Source organism: Rahnella sp. WP5, from assembly GCF_000745615.1.
Lineage (GTDB): Bacteria > Pseudomonadota > Gammaproteobacteria > Enterobacterales > Enterobacteriaceae > Rahnella > Rahnella aceris.
Window position 1 is genome coordinate 168,438 of sequence record NZ_JQJR01000009.1, and the last position, 18,035, is coordinate 186,472.

The window sequence follows — 18,035 nt, forward strand, 5'->3', positions numbered from 1 at the left end:
AAACCTTCTCTCTCAGGCGGTATTCCGGTAACGGAGACCGCCTGTTCTGAGCAGTAATTTCTGTCCGGTAACTGGATATATAACTGGCAGTGGCTAACCTTAAATTCAATGTGTTACGCCATTCCGCCCTTGTCCGTTTTTTTACGGAACGTGGCGAATGTGCTGAACAGAGTAAGCTCCGTCTGTGCTGACTGTCGCCCGTCGCCACACTGACGGCGTATAGCGTTCTTTGCGGAGAAACATTCATGGTCGACTCTCAAGATGCTTCCCTCCTGTACCTGCACTTTGGTACACCACGCCCATATTGGCGACTGGGTTCAGACAGCAATGCCCTGGAGTTATCCGCAGAGAAAGGCGTCGTCAATATTGCTATCTCTCTGACGCAGTGGCAGGCAGGGAAAATAAGGCAACTCACCGGGATCACCTCGAGTTTTACCCTGGATATCACGCTATTCGGATCCCCTGCGCGTTTGTATCTTGTCGGGCGAAAAATCGACAGTAAAGCCTGGGCCGGTACGGCCTCCGCCTATCAGGACACTGAGTCTGTCGCCCATGACCTTGAAGTCGGTCTGACCTTTGCTGAGCAGGTGGTTTCTGAAGCCAACTCCGTGATCGTGATTATCGATCAGGAAGGCAAAATCCATCGTTTTAACCGTCTGAGCGAGGAATATACCGGCCTGCGCGAAGAAGATGTTATCGGACGCAGCGCCTATGACCTTTTTATGTCGATGGAAGAAGGCCTGGCCTCACGTCAGAATATCAATGGTTTTTTCCAGCATCAGCAATCTTATGAAGTGGAACGCTGGATCAACACCGTCAAAGGCCAGCGCCTGTTCCTGTTTCGCAATAAATTCGTCCACAGCGGCAGCGGCAAACAGCAAAAATATCTGATTTGCTCCGGCTCTGACATCACTGACGAACGCAAGGCGCAGGAGCGTTTGCGCGTGCTGGCAAATACTGATCTGGTCACCGGTTTCGCTAACCGTAATGCCTTGCAGGAGTCCCTTGCCCGAGCACTTATCGAGCGTGGTGAAAACAACGTCGGGCTGATTTATCTGGATCTGGATAACTTCAAAAAAGTTAACGACGCCTACGGACATATGTTTGGTGATCACCTGCTGCGCGCGGTGTCTGATGCCATTCAGGATTGCCTGTCGCCCAACGATAAACTGGCGCGGCTCGGCGGGGATGAATTCATTATTCTCAGCACGCATGCTGAAATAAAAGCGCTGGAAGCGCTGAGTCAGCGCGTTTTGCGCAGGCTCAGTTTGCCATTCCGCATCGGGCTGATTGAAGTGTATACCGGCTGTTCAGCCGGTATCGCGATTTGCCCGGAACACGGTACCGACGGCGATATACTGTTGCAAAACGCCGATACCGCCATGTATGCAGCCAAGGAAAAGGGCAAAAATGTACACTGTGTTTTCTCACCAGAGATGAATGAGAAAGCCTCTGAATACATGTGGTTAGATACACATTTACGCAAAGCCTTGTCTGAGAAAGATCAACTGGTCTTACACTATCAGCCGAAAGTATCGCTTTACGGTACCGTGCAAAGCGTGGAGGCACTGCTGCGCTGGAATTCTCCGGAACGCGGTCTGATCCAACCTCAGAGCTTTATTCCCTATGCCGAAGAATCCGGTCTCATCACGCCAGTCGGTAAATGGGTGATCGAAACCGCCACCCGTCAGGCGACGGAATGGCAGAAAAAAGGGCTGAATTTGCGGGTGGCGGTAAACCTCTCCGGACGACAGCTTAACAATAGTGCATTCATCACGACGCTGTCGGATGCCATGAAAAATGCCGGCATGAAAGGCTGCCTGCTGGATTTCGAACTGACAGAAAGTTGCCTGGTGGAAGACGAAGGTGCAGCGATCACCATGATTAACCAGTTGCATAAACTGGGCGCACAGGTACATCTGGATGATTTCGGCACCGGTTATTCTTCGCTGTCACAACTGGCGAGAATCCCCCTCGACTGCATCAAGCTGGATCAAAGCTTTATTCGTGGAATCAATGATAATCCGGTGTCTCAGGCGCTGGTACGGGCGATTGTGGCGGTGGCCAAAACGCTGCAACTGACAGTAGTCGCGGAAGGTGTGGAAACGGCGGAAGAAGAGAAGCTGATTGACGAAATCGGTGTGGACAGCAAACAGGGATTTTTATATGCCAAGCCAATGCCAGCAAATGAACTGGAGCACTGGCTTGAGGAAAAAATGATTGCTTCACCCAATGTTTTTAAACATAAAGCAAAACAGAAATAGCGCCAGTGACGGGCTGCTTCTGCCTGCTGCTAGCCGGTTTTACGCAATGACGCCGTATGCCGGTTTTGCAGCATGACCAGACGCTCCATATAACTCAGGTCTTTCTCCTCCAGCGTAAACGCTGCATCCACCCAATCCTCCGTAATATCCATCAGTTCTGAACGTGATAATTGCAGCACACGCTGACGTGCGCGGATCATCGCCCGGATGCCGTTGAGTTTTGGTCGCAAAACATCCATGAACGTTCGCGTGGCGGTGAATGCTTCCCCCGGCTGGAATAACACGTCCACCAGCCCGCGGCTTTCAAACCATTCGGCGGTATGCGACTCCCCGGTGGAAATCAGTTCCTCCGCCAGCTTCATCCCCGCTTTGCGCGACACCAGCGAATAGCCGCCCATTCCCGGGAAAAGGTTAAACGCGATTTCAGGGAACCCCATCCGGGCGGTGTTCTGCGCCAGCACGTAATGGTGTGCCAGTGCGGCTTCAAAGCCGCCGCCCAGCGCCGTGCCTTCTATCATCGATAAACTGATCGCGCCTACATCAAAACCACGCGCGGCAGCGTGAACGCAATCCACGCAGGCTCTGGCGTAAGCACGTAACGCTTCGCGTTTATTATTGACGATGGAATCAACAAAGAAGCTCAGATCACCGCCGACATTATACATATTGGGCACCAAAGAGCCGGTGACCCAAAAATCAAAACGCAGACCGGATGCCTTCGCGGCATACATCAGCGTCATAATGTCTTCGATAAGCTCCTGATTAAAACAGGGACGTGGATAAGACCTGAGCATCATCCACATGACGTTACGACCCTCTTCATAATAGGCTGCAATCTGGGACAAATGCCCGGCTTCGGTGAACGGGCGGCAGGCTGTATGGTCAATAAGATTCATAGTATATATCCAGGTTAGAATTGAATTTTTAGGGTGAAGCAACTCCAGCCTAGTCCAGCTCTAACCCGAACTGAATCGATTCGATATGGTTTTCTAAAAATAATCCTAACGACCACAACCCCTGAAAAAAATGTTAAAAATAAACAACCTGCAATAAGACCATTGTGTGTAAAAACAAAGAAATAGGTATTTCATCTGCTATCTTGTGCTGTTTTCCGGCGACAAAATTCACCTCTGCCAATTAATAAACCGCGAGTAATAAGAAGCGTAATAGTTAATTAACGCTCAGCGAATTCCTCAGAGTGATACATATCACAGTCATTACACACTGACTTTCCAATTGTTCTGCCAGCAGCTAAATTGAATTCATCTCCTCCGACCACTTAAGAGAATTCCATGACTGAACGCGCTTCGCTTTTTTATCCGCACCTGCTGGCGCCGCTGGATTTAGGTTTTACCCAACTGAAAAATCGCGTGCTGATGGGTTCCATGCACACCGGGCTGGAAGAACGGGAGGACGGGCCGGAACGTCTGGCGGCATTTTATGCAGAACGTGCCGCCGCAGGCGTCGGGCTGATTGTCACCGGCGGCATTTCCCCTAACGCGCAGGGCGTGGTTTATCAGGGCGGTTCGATTCTCGCTGAACAGGAACACATCACACATCACCGCGTGGTGACTGACGCGGTGCATGCCGCTGGCGGCAAAATTGCCCTGCAGATCCTTCACGCCGGACGTTACAGTTATCAGCCCCACCCCGTCGCGCCCTCCGCCCTGCAGGCACCGATCAACCGTTTTACGCCACATGCTTTGAGTGAAGAGGAAATTGAATCCACACTGGCGGATTTCGCCCGCTGTGCGCAGCTTGCCAAAGAGTCGGGTTATGACGGCGTGGAAATCATGGGCTCCGAAGGCTATCTGATAAACCAGTTCCTCACCGCACGCACTAATCAGCGCACGGACAACTGGGGCGGTTGTGCCGATAACCGCATGCGGTTTGCCACCGAAGCCGTGCGCCGCGTGCGCGAAACCTGTGGCCGGGAATTCATCATCATTTATCGCTTATCCATGCTGGATCTGGTCGAAGAAGGCTCGGACTGGAATGAAGTCGAAATGCTGGCGCAGCGCATCGAACAGGCAGGCGCGAGCATTATCAACACCGGTATTGGCTGGCATGAAGCGCGCATTCCGACCATAGCCACCATGGTGCCCCGCGCGGCGTTCAGCTGGGTGACGCAAAAACTGATGGGCAAAGTGGGGATTCCGCTGATTACCACCAACCGCATTAACGACCCTGACGTGGCGGAGAAAATTCTCGCCGAAGGTTGTGCGGATATGGTGTCGATGGCGCGCCCGTTTCTTGCCGATCCTGCGTTTGTCGAAAAAGCCGCGCAGGGACGTGCTGATGAAATCAACACCTGCATCGGCTGTAATCAGGCCTGTCTCGATCAGATATTCGCCGGCGAAGTCACTTCCTGTCTGGTCAATCCGCGCGCCTGCCGTGAAACGCAGTTACCGGTTACCCGTGCGGAAATCACCAAACATCTGGCCGTTGTCGGCTCGGGGCCAGCCGGGCTGGCGTTTGCCACTACCGCCGCCAGCCGCGGGCATCACGTCACATTATTTGATGCACACAATGAAATCGGCGGGCAGTTTAATGTCGCCAAACAGATCCCCGGCAAAGAAGAGTTTTATCAGACGCTGCGTTACTACTCGCGCCAGCTGACATTACTGGGCGTAACGCTGCGCCTGGGCGAAACCGTCAGCGCCAGCCAGTTAACGGGTTATGACGAAGTGATCCTCGCCTGTGGTATTTCACCGCGCCTGCCGGATATTGCGGGCATTGATCATCCGATCGTGCTGACCTATCTCGACGTACTGCGGGATAAAAAACCGGTCGGACAGCGCGTCGCCATTATTGGCGCGGGCGGCATTGGTTTTGATACCGCCGAATACCTGATCCACACCGGCCCGTCATCGAGCCTCAGCACTCAGGCTTTCAGCCACGAATGGGGGATCGACCAGAGCCTGACACACCGTGGCGGTCTGGCACCACTTGGGCCGCAGCCCGAACCTGCAGCGCGGGATATCGTTCTGCTGCAACGCAAAACCACCAAAGTCGGCGCAGGATTGGGGAAAACCACTGGCTGGATCCACCGCACCAGCCTGTTGCAGCGTGGCGTGAAAATGCAAAGTGGTGTCAGCTATGAACGCATCGACGACGCGGGGCTGCACCTGATCATGAACGGTGAACCGGTATGTCTGGAAGTGGATAACGTGATTATCTGCGCCGGACAGGAACCGCAACGCGCGCTGTATCAGCCGTTGCAGGAGGCCGGAAAAATCGTACACCTGATTGGCGGTGCCGACGTCGCCGTCGAACTGGATGCGCGTCGCGCTATCGATCAGGGCACGCGGCTGGCGCTGAAAATTTAGAAAACTATTTCAGAAACCGACAGACGAAAAAAAAGCCGCGATAAGCGGCTTTTTCATTTCAGCACTTCAGACTAATTCGGCTATCAATGATGTGCAGCTGTTTTCACGGCACGCAAAATCACGAATTTCTGATTGGTGGCGATCGTCGTGCAGTTGCCGAACAGGCGGCGCAGCTTCTGGTAGTAATCCAGATGACGGTTGCCGACGATACGCAGCTCGCCGCCGGTTTGCAGGCAGCGTTTGGCATCGCAGAACATGCGCCACGCGGTGTCATCGCTGATGACCGTGCCCTGATGGAACGGCGGGTTACACAGCACGGCGTGCAGGGTTTCTCGCTCGACACCGGCCAGCATGTTGTTCACTTCGAAATGACAGCGACTGACATCCTGCGGCAAATTGTTTTCGACGTTAATACGGCTCGATTCTACCGCCATATAAGATTCATCGACGAACAGCATTTCCGCATCCGGGTTCAGCGCCAGTGCGGTCATGCCGATCACACCGTTACCACAGCCCAGATCCGCCATGCGCCCTTCAATGCCTTCCGGCAGATGTTGCATGAAAAAGCGAGCGCCGACATCCAGGCCGCCGCGTGAGAACACGTTCGCGTGGTTGGAAATACGGAATTCACTGTCATCCAGCGCCCACTCAGAAATCACCGGCTCTGCGGTTTGCGCAGGCAAGGTGGCTTCACAATGGATCAGACGGGCTTTTTTCCACGCCAGACTGGTTTTGGTCGGTCCGAGGATTTTCTCGAACAGTTGCAACGTTGACGTGTGAATATCACGGGCTTTCGCGCCGGCGATAATCTGCGTGTCCGGCGTCACCACTTCACGCAGCGCCAGCAGTTGTTGTTCCAGCAGCGCCAGCGTTTTTGGCACTTTGATGATCACCAGACCCGGATTGATCGGCAACGGCACCAGGCTGCTTTGCGCCGCCACGCTGTCTTCGTCAAAACCGTTAAGGCGCAGGTTGTGGCGCATCGCCAGCTGACTCATGAAGGAGTCGTTGACGCTGGTCGGGTTGTGCGGCTGCAAGGCGCAGGCCAGCGTGCCGAAAGCATCGTTGAAAATCAGCAGCGGACGGCCGTTGAGCGCGTCGGTGTTCAGGTTTTGCAGCAGATATTCATCGGCCGCTTCCCATGCCTGTAACTGCGTTGCCGCTTCTTCCAGCGGATAACGTTCCAGACGCAGTTGCAATAACTGACCACCGGTTTCGGTTTCAAATTGGCTCATTGGCCCTCCTCATATTCAATTTGCGCTGTTTATCCCTTAATTTGGTCTATCAGTAAAACGTTTTTTCAGTTAAAAAGGGGTTTATCTGCCGGATCGACGCGATCGTGGTAAAAACCCCGCACCCCGTTTCGGCATCTTTTCCCCGGCAATAAGAGACAAAGCAAACAGTTATGCCTGAATTGACCTATCTGCAAGGCTATCCGGAGTCGCTTCAGGCTCAGGTGCGTCAGTTAATCGACCAGGAACGTTTAGGTAAAGTCTTGCTGACGCGATATCCCGAACCGCACGAGCTGACCACTGACAAATCGCTCTATCAGTATACGCTGGACCTGAAAAATCAGTTTTTGCGCAGTTCATCGCCGTTAAGCAAAGTGGCTTACGACAATAAAATCCACGTGATGAAGCACGCGCTGGGGCTGCATACGGCAATATCCCGTATTCAGGGCGGCAAGCTAAAAGCCAAAGCGGAAATCCGCGTGGCAACGGTGTTTAAAAGCGCGCCGGAAGCGTTTCTGAAAATGATCGTGGTGCATGAACTCGCGCACCTGAAAGAAAAAGAACACAACAAAGCATTCTACAGCCTGTGCTGTCATATGACGCCCGACTATCATCAGTTAGAATTCGACACGCGCATGTATCTGACGCATCTGGAAATATTCGGTAAGTTGTATCAATAATAATTAACTATAGGGATTTCTCATGATTCGTATTGGCGTTGTGGGCACCAACTGGATCACCCAGCGTTTTATTGATGCCGCCCACGAGAGCGGTAAAATGAAGCTGACCGCGATTTATTCCCGCACGCTGGAAGGCGCTAAAAAGCTCGGCGAGGATTATCCGGTTGAACATTACTTTGATTCCCTTGAAGCAATGGCCGCCTCTGATCTGATTGATGCGGTCTATATTGCCAGCCCGAACTCCCTGCATTACCCGCAGTCGCTGTTGTTCCTCAGCAATAAAAAGCACGTGATTTGCGAAAAGCCGCTGGCTTCCAATCTGCGTGAAGCGGAAAGCCTGATCGCCTGCGCAAAAGAAAACAACCTGGTGCTGTTCGAGGCGTTTAAAACCGCGTATCTGCCCAACTTCCTGCACATGAAAGGCGCGCTGAACCGCATCGGTAAACTGCGTAAAGCCATTCTGAATTACTGCCAGTATTCCTCACGTTATCCGCGCTATCTGGCCGGTGAAAACCCGAATACCTTTAACCCGGCGTTTTCCAATGGCTCGATCATGGATATCGGTTATTACTGTCTGGCGAGTGCTATTTCGTTGTTTGGCGAACCGGAATCGGTGAAAGCCACGGCAACCCTGCTGGAAAGCGGCGTTGACGGTCAGGGCACGGTGATCTTGTCTTATGCGGATGATTTCGAAGTGGTTATCAACCATTCGAAAATCAGCGACTCCCTGTTACCCAGTGAGATTCAGGGCGAAGACGGCACCTTGCAGATGGAAAAACTGTCTGAATGCCAGACGCTCAGCCTGACGCCACGCGGCAGCCAGAAGCTGGATCTGACGCAGCCCCAGCACATCAACACCATGCTGTATGAAGCAGAAACTTTTGCGATTCTGGTCGACAGCCAGTTTGTCGCGCACCCCGGGCTGGAAGTCTCGCGTATCACGGCCAAAGTGCTGACGGAAATCCGTCGTCAGACCGGCGTGGTATTCCCGGCCGATAACCAGCCTTAATATTAAGTAAAAATCGGGAGTAACAGATGATTGCACCCAGCCAGAAATCGCTGTTGATTTTACAGACCGGCCACGCGCCGGAACCTATCCGTCGTGCGCACGATAACTTTCCGCAGATGTTTATCCGTCAGGGCGATATCGACGCGCAGCAGGTGGTGATTGTGGATTTGCAGGCGGGTGAACGCCCGCTGCCGCCGGAAAACTATTGCGGCGCGATCATTACCGGTTCGCGCAGCATGGTCACCGAGCATCTGGCGTGGAGCGAAGAAGCGGCGGACTGGGTGCGGCTGGGCATGTTGCAGGAATTACCCATGTTTGGTGCCTGCTACGGTCATCAGCTGATGGCATACGCGCTGGGTGGCGAGGTGGATTACCATCCGCAAGGCATTGAAGTCGGTACGCACGAGGTGACGCTGACGCCGGACGGGCATCTTGATCCGCTGGTGTCGCAGCTTCCCGCACAGTTCGCGGCCAATCTGATCCACCTGCAAACCGTCATTACGCCGCCTGCGACAGCGACGGTGCTGGCGAAAACGCGGCACGATCCGCATCAGATCCTGCGCTACGGCCCGAATGCCATCAGCACGCAGTTCCATCCGGAATTCAGTCTGGCGGTAATGAAAACGTATCTGTCATGGCTGGGCTCTATCGCCGAAGACGATACGATAGATTTTGCGCATCAGGCTCAGCAACTTAGCGAAACACCCCTCAGCCGTAGCCTGCTGCTGGCCTTCGTCGGCGCACTCGGCAAACGTCAGGCACTGGCGGGTTAATGCTCCATAATGTTTCTGAATGTTTGACACCGGACACATTTTGCATTAATTTGCGAACTGCAAAGGGGAGTAACTTCTTCGTCGGATAATCGTCATTACGGTGTCTGGACCCGCGCTCATGCAGCGCCGTCTCAGCCACCCGGTTACCGGGGCAAAGATAAGCATTCACAAGATGAATACTTATCTTTGTAAGTGAGACCTTGCCGGAAGGCGAGGTTTGCTCACAGCTCAAAAAATGAGCGGCTAACGTCTTCCGACGCTGGCCGTTTTTTTTTGATGTTTTTTCGAGGATATCGCAATGATGAACTCCGTAGGCAACCCGATGTTGTGGGGCTCCTTTGCCGTGGTAGTGATAATTATGCTCGCGTTCGACCTGCTGTTGCAGGGTCGAAAAGGCGCGCAAACCATGAGTATGAAAAGTGCCGCGATGTGGTCGCTGGTGTGGATAGGCCTGTCGTTGCTGTTCAACTTCGGCTTCTGGTGGTATCTCAACGGCGAGTTTGGCCGTGAAGTGGCCGACGCCAAGGCCACCATGTTCCTGACCGGCTATCTGCTGGAAAAAGCGCTGGCGGTGGATAACGTCTTCGTCTGGCTGATCCTGTTCAGTTACTTCTCTATTCCTGCCAGCCTGCAACGCCGCGTACTGGTCTACGGCGTGCTCGGCGCCATCGTCCTGCGTACCGGCATGATTTTCGCCGGTAGCTGGCTGGTGGGGCAATTTAGCTGGATTTTGTACGTGTTCGGCGCATTCCTGCTGTTCACCGGTATCAAGATGGCGCTGGCGAAAGAAGACGACGGTGAAGTTGGCGAGAAGCCGATGATCCGCTGGCTGCGCAGCAAAATGCGCATGACCGACGAGTTGCAGGGTGAGAAGTTCTTTGTGCGCCGTAACGGTATTTTGTTCGCTACTCCGCTGTTGCTGGTGCTGATTATGGTGGAACTGAGCGACGTGATTTTCGCGGTCGACAGTATTCCGGCTATCTTTGCGGTGACCACCGACCCGTTCATCGTCCTGACCTCTAACCTGTTTGCGATCCTCGGCCTGCGCGCGATGTACTTCCTGCTGGCGGGCGTGGCGGAACGTTTCTCGATGCTGAAATACGGTCTGGCGGTGATCCTGATTTTCATCGGTATCAAGATGCTGCTGCTCGACGTGTTCCACATTCCGGTCGGTATTTCGCTGGGCGTGATTGCGTCGATTCTGATCATCACCCTGCTGATTAACACCTGGGTGAACCGTCGTAACGATCGCAAGAACAACGCGCAGTCGTAATATTTCGAACTGATTAATGCAAAGCGCGGCCGCTTCACCGGTCGCGCTTTTTAGCATTCAGGATAGAATTTTAAAGATTACTGCCAGCCGTAACGGCGCACGAACCAGCCTTTCACGCACTGCGTCAGCACCATGTAGCCCGCCAGAATGGCGATAAGCCATGGGAAGTAGCTCAGCGGCAATGCCTGCAATTGCAGGAATCCGGCAACCGGCGAGTAGATCAGTGAAATACCGGTGATCACCACCATCAGCGTCATGATGCACAGCGGCCAGGACGCGCGGCTTTGAATAAACGGCACTTTGCGGGTGCGGATCATGTGCACAATCAGCGTCTGCGACAGCAGCCCTTCAATGAACCAGCCGGACTGGAACAACGTCTGCGCCTCCACCGTATTGGCTTTAAACACCCACCACATCAGGCTGAAAGTCAGAATGTCGAATACGGAACTGATTGGTCCGAAGAACACCATAAAGCGGCCAATATCCCCGGCGTTCCAGCGCTGCGGTTTCGCCAGTTGCTCTTCATCCACATTATCAAACGGGATCGCCACCTGAGACACATCGTAAATCAGGTTCTGAATCAGCAGATGCAGCGGCAACATTGGCAGGAACGGCAGAAAGGCGCTGGCGACCAGCACGCTGAACACGTTACCAAAGTTGGAACTGGCAGTCATTTTGATGTATTTCAGCATGTTGGCGAAAGTTCTGCGCCCTTCCGTCACGCCCTGCTCCAGCACCATCAGGCTTTTTTCCAACAGAATAATATCGGCCGCTTCTTTGGCGATATCCACCGCAGAATCCACGGAAATCCCAATGTCCGCCGCACGCAGCGCAGGCGCGTCGTTAATGCCGTCACCCATAAAGCCAACCACATGCCCTTCGCCGCGCAGTACGCGCACAATGCGTTCTTTGTGCATCGGTGTCAGTTTGGCAAACACCGTGGTTTCGCGGGCGACGTTCAGCAGTTGCACATCGTCAAGCGCATCGATATCGCTGCCGATCACGACGTTATCGGCCTGTAATCCGACATCTTTGCAGACTTTACGCGCCACCAGCGGATTGTCGCCGGTGAGGATTTTCACCGTCACGCCTTTGCGTTGCAGTGCATCCAGCGCCGGTGCGGTGCTTTCTTTTGGCGGATCGAGGAATGCGATATACCCGGCCAGGATCAGGCTGGATTCATCGGTCACGCCGTAGCCCTGCGTGCGCGATGGCATCACTTTATGCGCCACGGCTACCACGCGCAGCCCCTGCTGATTGAGATCGTCAGTAATGCGGCGGATGCGCGCCAGCAGCACATCGGTCAGCGGCACAATCTCACCGTTGAGCTGCACCAGCGTACAAATCGACAGCATTTCTTCCAGCGCGCCTTTGCAAATCAGGCGGTGATTCTGGTCGTTTTCGGCGACAACGACAGACATACGGCGACGGTCGAAGTCAAACGGAATTTCATCCACTTTCAGCGAGTTATGCGCCGGACCGGCATCGCCTGCTTCCAGCACCGCAACATCCAGCAGGTTTTTCAGGCCGGTTTGATAATGGCTGTTCAGCCACGCCAGATGCAGCACCTCATCACTGGTCACGCCCAGCACATCGGTGTGGCGCTCGAGCACGATTTTATCCTGCGTCAGCGTGCCGGTTTTATCCGTGCAGAGGATATCCATCGCGCCGAAGTTCTGTATCGCATCCAGACGTTTGACGATCACCTTCTGGCGGGAGAGTTTTACCGCGCCTTTGGCCAGCGTGGACGTCACAATCATCGGCAGCATTTCCGGCGTCAACCCGACCGCCACGGAGAGCGCAAACAGTGCGGCTTCCCACCAGTCGCCTTTGGTGTAACCGTTGATCACCAGCACCACAGGTGTCATTACCATCATAAAGCGGATCAGCAGCCAGCTGACTTTGCTGATCCCGGCCTGGAACGCGTTTGGCTGTGTATCTTCCTGTACCACACGTTCGGCAAGCTGACCGAACCAGGTTTTGCTGCCGGTGGCGATCACCATCGCAATCGCCGTGCCGCTCACCACGTTGGTGCCCATAAAACACAGGGTGTTCAGTTCAAGCGGATCAGCCGCAACCGGTTTTTTCTCGCAGGCGTGTTTTTCCACCGGCAGGGATTCACCGGTCAGCGCCGCCTGGCTGATAAACAAATCCTTGGCCGAAAGAATGCGCAAGTCTGCCGGGATCATATCGCCCGCTGACAATTTGATCAGGTCACCCGGCACCAGCTGACTGATCGGGATTTCCACTGTTTCGCTGCGGCCGGTTTGCGCGTCACTGCGCAGCACGGTCGCGGTGTTGCTGACCATCGCTTTCAGCGCATCGGCGGCTTTATTGGAACGCGCCTCCTGAATGAAATGCATGAAAGTAGAAATAAACACCATCGCGCCAATCACCAGCGCTGCCGTTAAATCGTCGGTGGCGTAAGACACCAGCCCGAGCACGGTCAGCAGCAGATTGAACGGATTGCGGTAGCAGTGCCACAGATGCAGCCACCAGGGTGCCGGTTGCTGATCGCCGGTCTGATTCAGGCCGGAAACTTCGCGGATTGCATCGGCTTCCTGCGCAGTCAGCCCTTCCGGATGACTGGAAAATTGCAGGTAAAGCTGGTCTTCGGTGGCGCGGGCACAGGCCTGACAATGCGCCGACATAGCGGCAGGGATGGCCTGCACTGCACGGGCAGATACGTTTTCCAGCATCGGATCGCGGCGGACTAAGCGGCGCGGTAAATTACGGCTGAGCGCACTGAGCAGCCGGGAAGTGAAATTTTTGAACATCATTCGCACCTTTGTTGCGCCCACAGCGAAGCCGCCATGAGCATGGCAAAAGGGTTGTTAAAAACAGGGCGAACGAAAAGACGTGCGCCACTGCCTGCCAGGTAAAGTCACGGCAAGCAGCGGCAAAAATGCGGGTGCTTACCGGATCACAACGGACCTACAGAATTGGGGTCGGGTTCCATGGGTTTTCACCTCCGGTAAGGAACGGTTTGGAAATTCATACGCATCGGGTATAAAAATCCGTTAGGGTAACGGCACGGGATGACGCGTACATCATCTCCGGCGAGCGCAGTATACGCCGGTTAACTACAACCAATTTTAAACCTGACCCTCATTCACCTTAAAACATGACCCAGCAAAATCGCCTGACCATTAATGATATTGCCCGCCTGAGCGGTGTCGGAAAATCCACGGTTTCCCGCGTTTTGAATAACGAAGGCAACGTCAGCCCGCAAACCCGCGAACGGGTGTTGCAGGTGATTGAACAACAGCATTTCAGTCCGTCGAAATCGGCGCGGGCCATGCGCGGGTTCAGCGACAAAATTGTGGCGATCATCGTGTCGCGTCTCGACTCTCCTTCGGAAAATCTGGCCGTACGCGCCATGTTGCCGCTGTTTTATCAGCAAGGGTATGACCCGATTGTGCTGGAAAGTCAGTTCAGCGCAGAGCGCGTGAAAGAGCATTTGCAGGTGCTGAAACAGCGCAATATCGATGGCATTGTGCTGTTTGGTTTCACCGGACTTTCAGCCCAAATGCTGACGCCCTGGCAGGATAAAATGGTGGTGCTGGCACGCGATATGCCGGGGCTATCTTCGGTGTGTTATGACGATGCGGGTGCGGTGCAGTTGCTGATGCAAAAACTGCTGGCGCAGAACATCCGGGAGATTGGCTTTATCGGTGTGTCGCCGCAGGACACCACCACCGGCCAGCGCCGCAGCGCGGCCTTTCGGACTTTTTGTAAAGAGCATGGCCTGACACCACACATTGCGCTGGGCGAACTGACCTATCAGAGCGGCTTCGACCTGATCCCGCAGTTGCTGAAAAATAACATTCAGGCCGTCGTCTGCGCGTCCGACACCATTGCCATCGGCGCACAAAAATACCTGCAACAACAGCAAATCCGTGGCGTGCAGGTATGCGGTATCGGCAACAACCCGCTCCTGCATTTCCTGTTCCCGGAATCGTATTCCGTAGAGCTCGGCTATGGCGCGGGCGGCGAAGCAGCGGCGAAGCAACTGCTGGCGCAGCTCAGCGGTTCCACGACGGTGCGGCAGCTGATTATCCCCGGAAAGCTTGCTTTCTGAATCCCCTGCCTTTCTGACCTTTGACTTTCTAAAAAGCAGAAACTTTGTGATCGTCCCGGCAAAACCGGGAACGTTCCCGGACAAGTTCCCTCCGCCTTCGCTATGCTTGAATCGTACCCTACACTCTTACGCAAAATCACAGGCCACTTCCCATGAGCAAAGTTAAGCAACAGGATGTTGATCAGCTGATCGCCCTCGTTGGCGGCAGCGACAATATCGCGATGGTGACTCACTGCATTACGCGTCTTCGTTTTGTCCTCAATGACCCGTCCAAAGCCGACCCGAAAGGTCTCGAAGCCCTGCCGATGGTCAAAGGCTGTTTCACCAACGCCGGTCAGTTCCAGGTGGTTATCGGCCCGGAAGTGGATGATTACTACAAAGTTCTGATCGCCAGCACCGGTAAAAGTGCGGCCGGAAAAGAACAGGCAAAAGTTGCCGCCCGCCAGAATATGAGCTGGTTTGAGCGCAGCATTTCTCACTTTGCGGAAATCTTTTTCCCGCTGTTACCGGCGCTGATCAGCGGCGGTTTAATTCTCGGTTTCCGCAATGTTATCGGCGAAATTCCGATGAGCGGCGGCCAGACGCTGGCGCAGATGCACCCGCTGTGGCAATCCATTTACGACTTCCTCTGGCTGCTTGGCGAAGCCGTGTTTATGTTCCTGCCGGTGGCGGTGTGCTGGTCGACGGTCAGAAAAATGGGCGGCACCGAAATCCTCGGGATTGTGCTTGGCATAACACTGGTATCGCCGCAACTGATGAACTCCTACAACCTCGGGCAGCAAATCCCTGAAGTATGGAATTTCGGCTGGTTCACCATCGAAAAGGTCGGTTATCAGGCGCAGGTCATTCCTTCCGTTCTCGCCGGTATGGCGCTGGCGATGATCGAAAATGGCCTGAAACGCATCGTGCCTAATTATCTGTATCTGGTGATTGTGCCCGTCAGCTCGCTGATTATTGCCGTATTCCTGGCGCATACGCTGATCGGGCCGTTTGGCCGCATGGTGGGTGACGGCGTGGCATTCGCGGTGAAATTCATCATGACCGGCAGCCTCGCACCCATCGGTGCCGCGCTGTTTGGTTTCCTCTACGCGCCACTGGTCATCACCGGCGTGCATCAGACCACCCTTGCCATCGACATGCAGATGGTGCAAAGCACCGGCGGAACCCCGGTGTGGCCGCTGATCGCCCTGTCCAATATTGCGCAAGCCGCTGCGGTCGTCGGCGTGATTATCGTCAGCCGCAAACATAATGAGCGCGAGATCTCCGTGCCCGCAGCGATATCCGCGTTCCTCGGCGTAACCGAACCGGCGATGTACGGCATCAACCTGAAATACCGCTTCCCGATGCTGTGCGCGATGATTGGCTCAGCGTTTGCCGGCCTGATTTGCGGCCTGTTCCACGTCACGGCCAACGGCATCGGCGTCGGCGGCTTACCGGGTATTTTGTCCATCAAACCGCAGTTCTGGAGTATTTACGCACTGGCCATGCTGGTGGCGATCGTGGTGCCGATTATCCTGACCGTGCTGGTTTATCAGCGAAAAGCCCGCCGGGGTGAACTGGCAGTGGTGTAAGACATTCAAGAAGGAAAATGGAATGAACAGCGAATTGCCGTGGTGGAAAAACGGCGTGATTTACCAGATTTATCCCAAGAGTTTTCAGGACACCACGGGCAGCGGCACCGGTGATATCAACGGCATTACACAGCGTCTGGATTACCTGAAAACCCTTGGCGTTGATGCGATATGGCTGACGCCGATGTACCTGTCGCCGCAGATTGATAACGGCTACGACGTGGCCGATTACTGCGAGATTGACCCGGCTTACGGCACGCTCGAAGACTTTGAACGACTGACTGCAGAAGCGCATCTGCGTGGGATCCGCATCGTGATGGATATGGTGTTTAATCATACCTCGACGCATCACGAGTGGTTCCGCCAGTCGCAGGATGCGGGCAGCCCGTTCCGGCCTTTCTATATCTGGCGTGATGGGGCAACGGAGGGCGGACCGCCGAATAACTGGCGATCTAAATTCGGTGGCGGTGCCTGGCAATGGCACGAAACCAGCGGCCAGTATTACCTGCATCTGTTCGCCACCGAGCAGGCCGATCTGAACTGGGAATACCCGCCGGTGCGTGAGGCGCTGAAAAAAGTCTGCCAGTTCTGGGCGGATAAGGGCGTCGACGGGCTGCGGCTGGACGTGATCAATCTGGTGTCGAAACAACAGGATTTCCCGACCGACGATGCCGGTGATGGCCGGCGCTTTTACACCGACGGTCCGCGTATTCATGAGTTCCTGCAGGAATTCAGCCGTGACGTATTTAAGCCGCTGGGGCTGATGACCGTCGGCGAAATGTCTTCAACAAAGCTGGAGCATTGTCGCCGCTACGCCGCCAATGACGGCAGCGAACTGTCGATGACCTTTAACTTCCATCACCTGAAAGTCGATTATCCGAACGGTGAAAAATGGGCCGATGCACCGCCGGATTTCGTGCAACTCAAGCAGATTTTCCGCGAGTGGCAGCAGGGAATGCACGGTCACGCCTGGAATGCGCTGTTCTGGTGTAATCACGATCAGCCGCGCATTGTGTCGCGCTTTGGCGATGAAGGCGCGCTGCGCACGACGTCTGCCAAAATGCTGGCAATGGTGCTGCACGGCCTGCAGGGTACGCCGTATATTTATCAGGGCGAGGAAATCGGCATGACCAATCCGGGCTTTGAACATCTCGAACAATATCGCGATGTGGAAAGCCTGAATATGTTTGCCGAACTGAAAACTGACGGGCGCAGCAACGAAGAACTGTTGCGTATTCTGGCGAGGAAATCACGGGACAACTCGCGTACGCCGATGCAGTGGAATGCCGGGGAACAGGCCGGATTTACTTCCGGCACGCCGTGGATTTCCGTCAGCCACAACGCGCAGGACATCAATACCGAACAGGCACTGGCGGATAAAGACTCGGTATTTTATCTGTATCAGCAACTGATCCGCCTGCGCAAAACGCTGCCGGTACTGACCGATGGCGATTATCAGGATTTGCTGCCGGAACATCCGCAGTTGTGGTGTTATACCCGTCAGGCGTCAGGCAAAACCTTGCGCGTGGTGGCAAACCTGAGCGGGCAGGAGCAGACACTTACGCTGGCAGAATTAGATGGCAACACGCTGCTGAGTAATTACGCCTCGCCTGCCATTTCCGGCACGCTTCGTCCGTACGAATGTCTCTGGCAACTCGCCGGATAGTCTGAATTCCCCCTTCTGTCGGGTCGGTCACAGTCGTGGCTGACCCGTTTATTTTGTATGCATCCCCTTATAAAACAACAGGCAAAATTCAGGCCAGAATTTACATTTGGTCATCAATTCCTCCGCCGAAAAAATTCTTTGTTTCAGGTCAATAAAA

The 18,035-nt window shown here is 54.4% G+C and carries 12 protein-coding genes; 9 read left to right on the top strand and 3 right to left on the bottom strand.

Annotated elements, in window-relative coordinates:
• The first annotated feature begins 245 nt into the window (after positions 1-245).
• On the top strand, positions 246-2,264 hold the full coding sequence (pdeR, locus tag EX31_RS08335; RefSeq protein WP_037034201.1) for a cyclic di-GMP phosphodiesterase: 2,019 nt from the start codon (positions 246-248) through the stop codon (positions 2,262-2,264).
• 29 nt (positions 2,265-2,293) lie between these two features.
• Here the strand turns inward: pdeR and EX31_RS08340 are convergent, their stop codons facing one another.
• Positions 2,294-3,160, bottom strand: coding sequence for a crotonase/enoyl-CoA hydratase family protein (locus EX31_RS08340; protein ID WP_013573863.1), 867 nt, complete (start codon positions 3,158-3,160; stop codon positions 2,294-2,296).
• Between the two features lie 396 nt (positions 3,161-3,556).
• Here EX31_RS08340 and EX31_RS08345 point away from each other — a divergent pair, with 396 nt between their 5' ends.
• Positions 3,557-5,593, top strand: a complete 2,037-nt coding sequence (locus EX31_RS08345; protein WP_037034203.1) for an NADPH-dependent 2,4-dienoyl-CoA reductase — start codon at positions 3,557-3,559, stop codon at positions 5,591-5,593.
• 83 nt (positions 5,594-5,676) lie between these two features.
• On the opposite strand, the gene rlmG is transcribed toward EX31_RS08345, so the two are convergent.
• A complete protein-coding gene (gene rlmG / locus EX31_RS08350; RefSeq protein ID WP_013573861.1) occupies positions 5,677-6,828 on the bottom strand; it encodes a 23S rRNA (guanine(1835)-N(2))-methyltransferase RlmG in 1,152 nt (383 codons plus the stop codon).
• Positions 6,829-6,998: 170 nt separating this feature from the next.
• On the opposite strand from rlmG, the gene EX31_RS08355 reads away from it, so the two are divergent.
• The 4 genes from EX31_RS08355 to EX31_RS08370 all read left to right on the top strand — a co-directional run bounded on the left by EX31_RS08355 (position 6,999) and on the right by EX31_RS08370 (position 10,560).
• Entirely contained in the window at positions 6,999-7,505 is a 507-nt protein-coding gene (locus EX31_RS08355) for a M48 metallopeptidase family protein (RefSeq protein ID WP_013573860.1), read from the top strand.
• Positions 7,506-7,527: 22 nt separating this feature from the next.
• Positions 7,528-8,514, top strand: coding sequence for a Gfo/Idh/MocA family protein (locus tag EX31_RS08360; RefSeq protein WP_037034206.1), 987 nt, complete (start codon positions 7,528-7,530; stop codon positions 8,512-8,514).
• 26 nt (positions 8,515-8,540) lie between these two features.
• On the top strand, positions 8,541-9,287 hold the full coding sequence (locus tag EX31_RS08365; protein WP_013573858.1) for a glutamine amidotransferase: 747 nt from the start codon (positions 8,541-8,543) through the stop codon (positions 9,285-9,287).
• A 301-nt stretch (positions 9,288-9,588) separates the two neighbouring features.
• On the top strand, positions 9,589-10,560 hold the full coding sequence (locus tag EX31_RS08370) for a TerC family protein (protein WP_037034335.1): 972 nt from the start codon (positions 9,589-9,591) through the stop codon (positions 10,558-10,560).
• A gap of 77 nt (positions 10,561-10,637) precedes the next feature.
• Here EX31_RS08370 and mgtA read toward each other — a convergent pair whose 3' ends face one another.
• Positions 10,638-13,340 (bottom strand): magnesium-translocating P-type ATPase, encoded by a 2,703-nt coding sequence (gene mgtA, locus EX31_RS08375; protein WP_134706396.1) that lies wholly within the window; start codon positions 13,338-13,340, stop codon positions 10,638-10,640.
• 344 nt (positions 13,341-13,684) lie between these two features.
• On the opposite strand from mgtA, the gene treR reads away from it, so the two are divergent.
• From treR to treC, 3 genes are all read left to right on the top strand, one after another.
• Positions 13,685-14,641 (top strand): trehalose operon repressor TreR, encoded by a 957-nt coding sequence (gene treR / locus EX31_RS08380; RefSeq protein WP_013573855.1) that lies wholly within the window; start codon positions 13,685-13,687, stop codon positions 14,639-14,641.
• 152 nt (positions 14,642-14,793) lie between these two features.
• Positions 14,794-16,212 carry a PTS trehalose transporter subunit IIBC gene (gene treB / locus EX31_RS08385; protein ID WP_037034210.1) on the top strand — a complete coding sequence of 473 codons (1,419 nt, stop codon included), beginning with the start codon at positions 14,794-14,796 and terminating at the stop codon, positions 16,210-16,212.
• A 22-nt stretch (positions 16,213-16,234) separates the two neighbouring features.
• Positions 16,235-17,878 (top strand): alpha,alpha-phosphotrehalase, encoded by a 1,644-nt coding sequence (gene treC, locus EX31_RS08390; RefSeq protein WP_037034211.1) that lies wholly within the window; start codon positions 16,235-16,237, stop codon positions 17,876-17,878.
• Positions 17,879-18,035 lie beyond the last annotated feature (157 nt).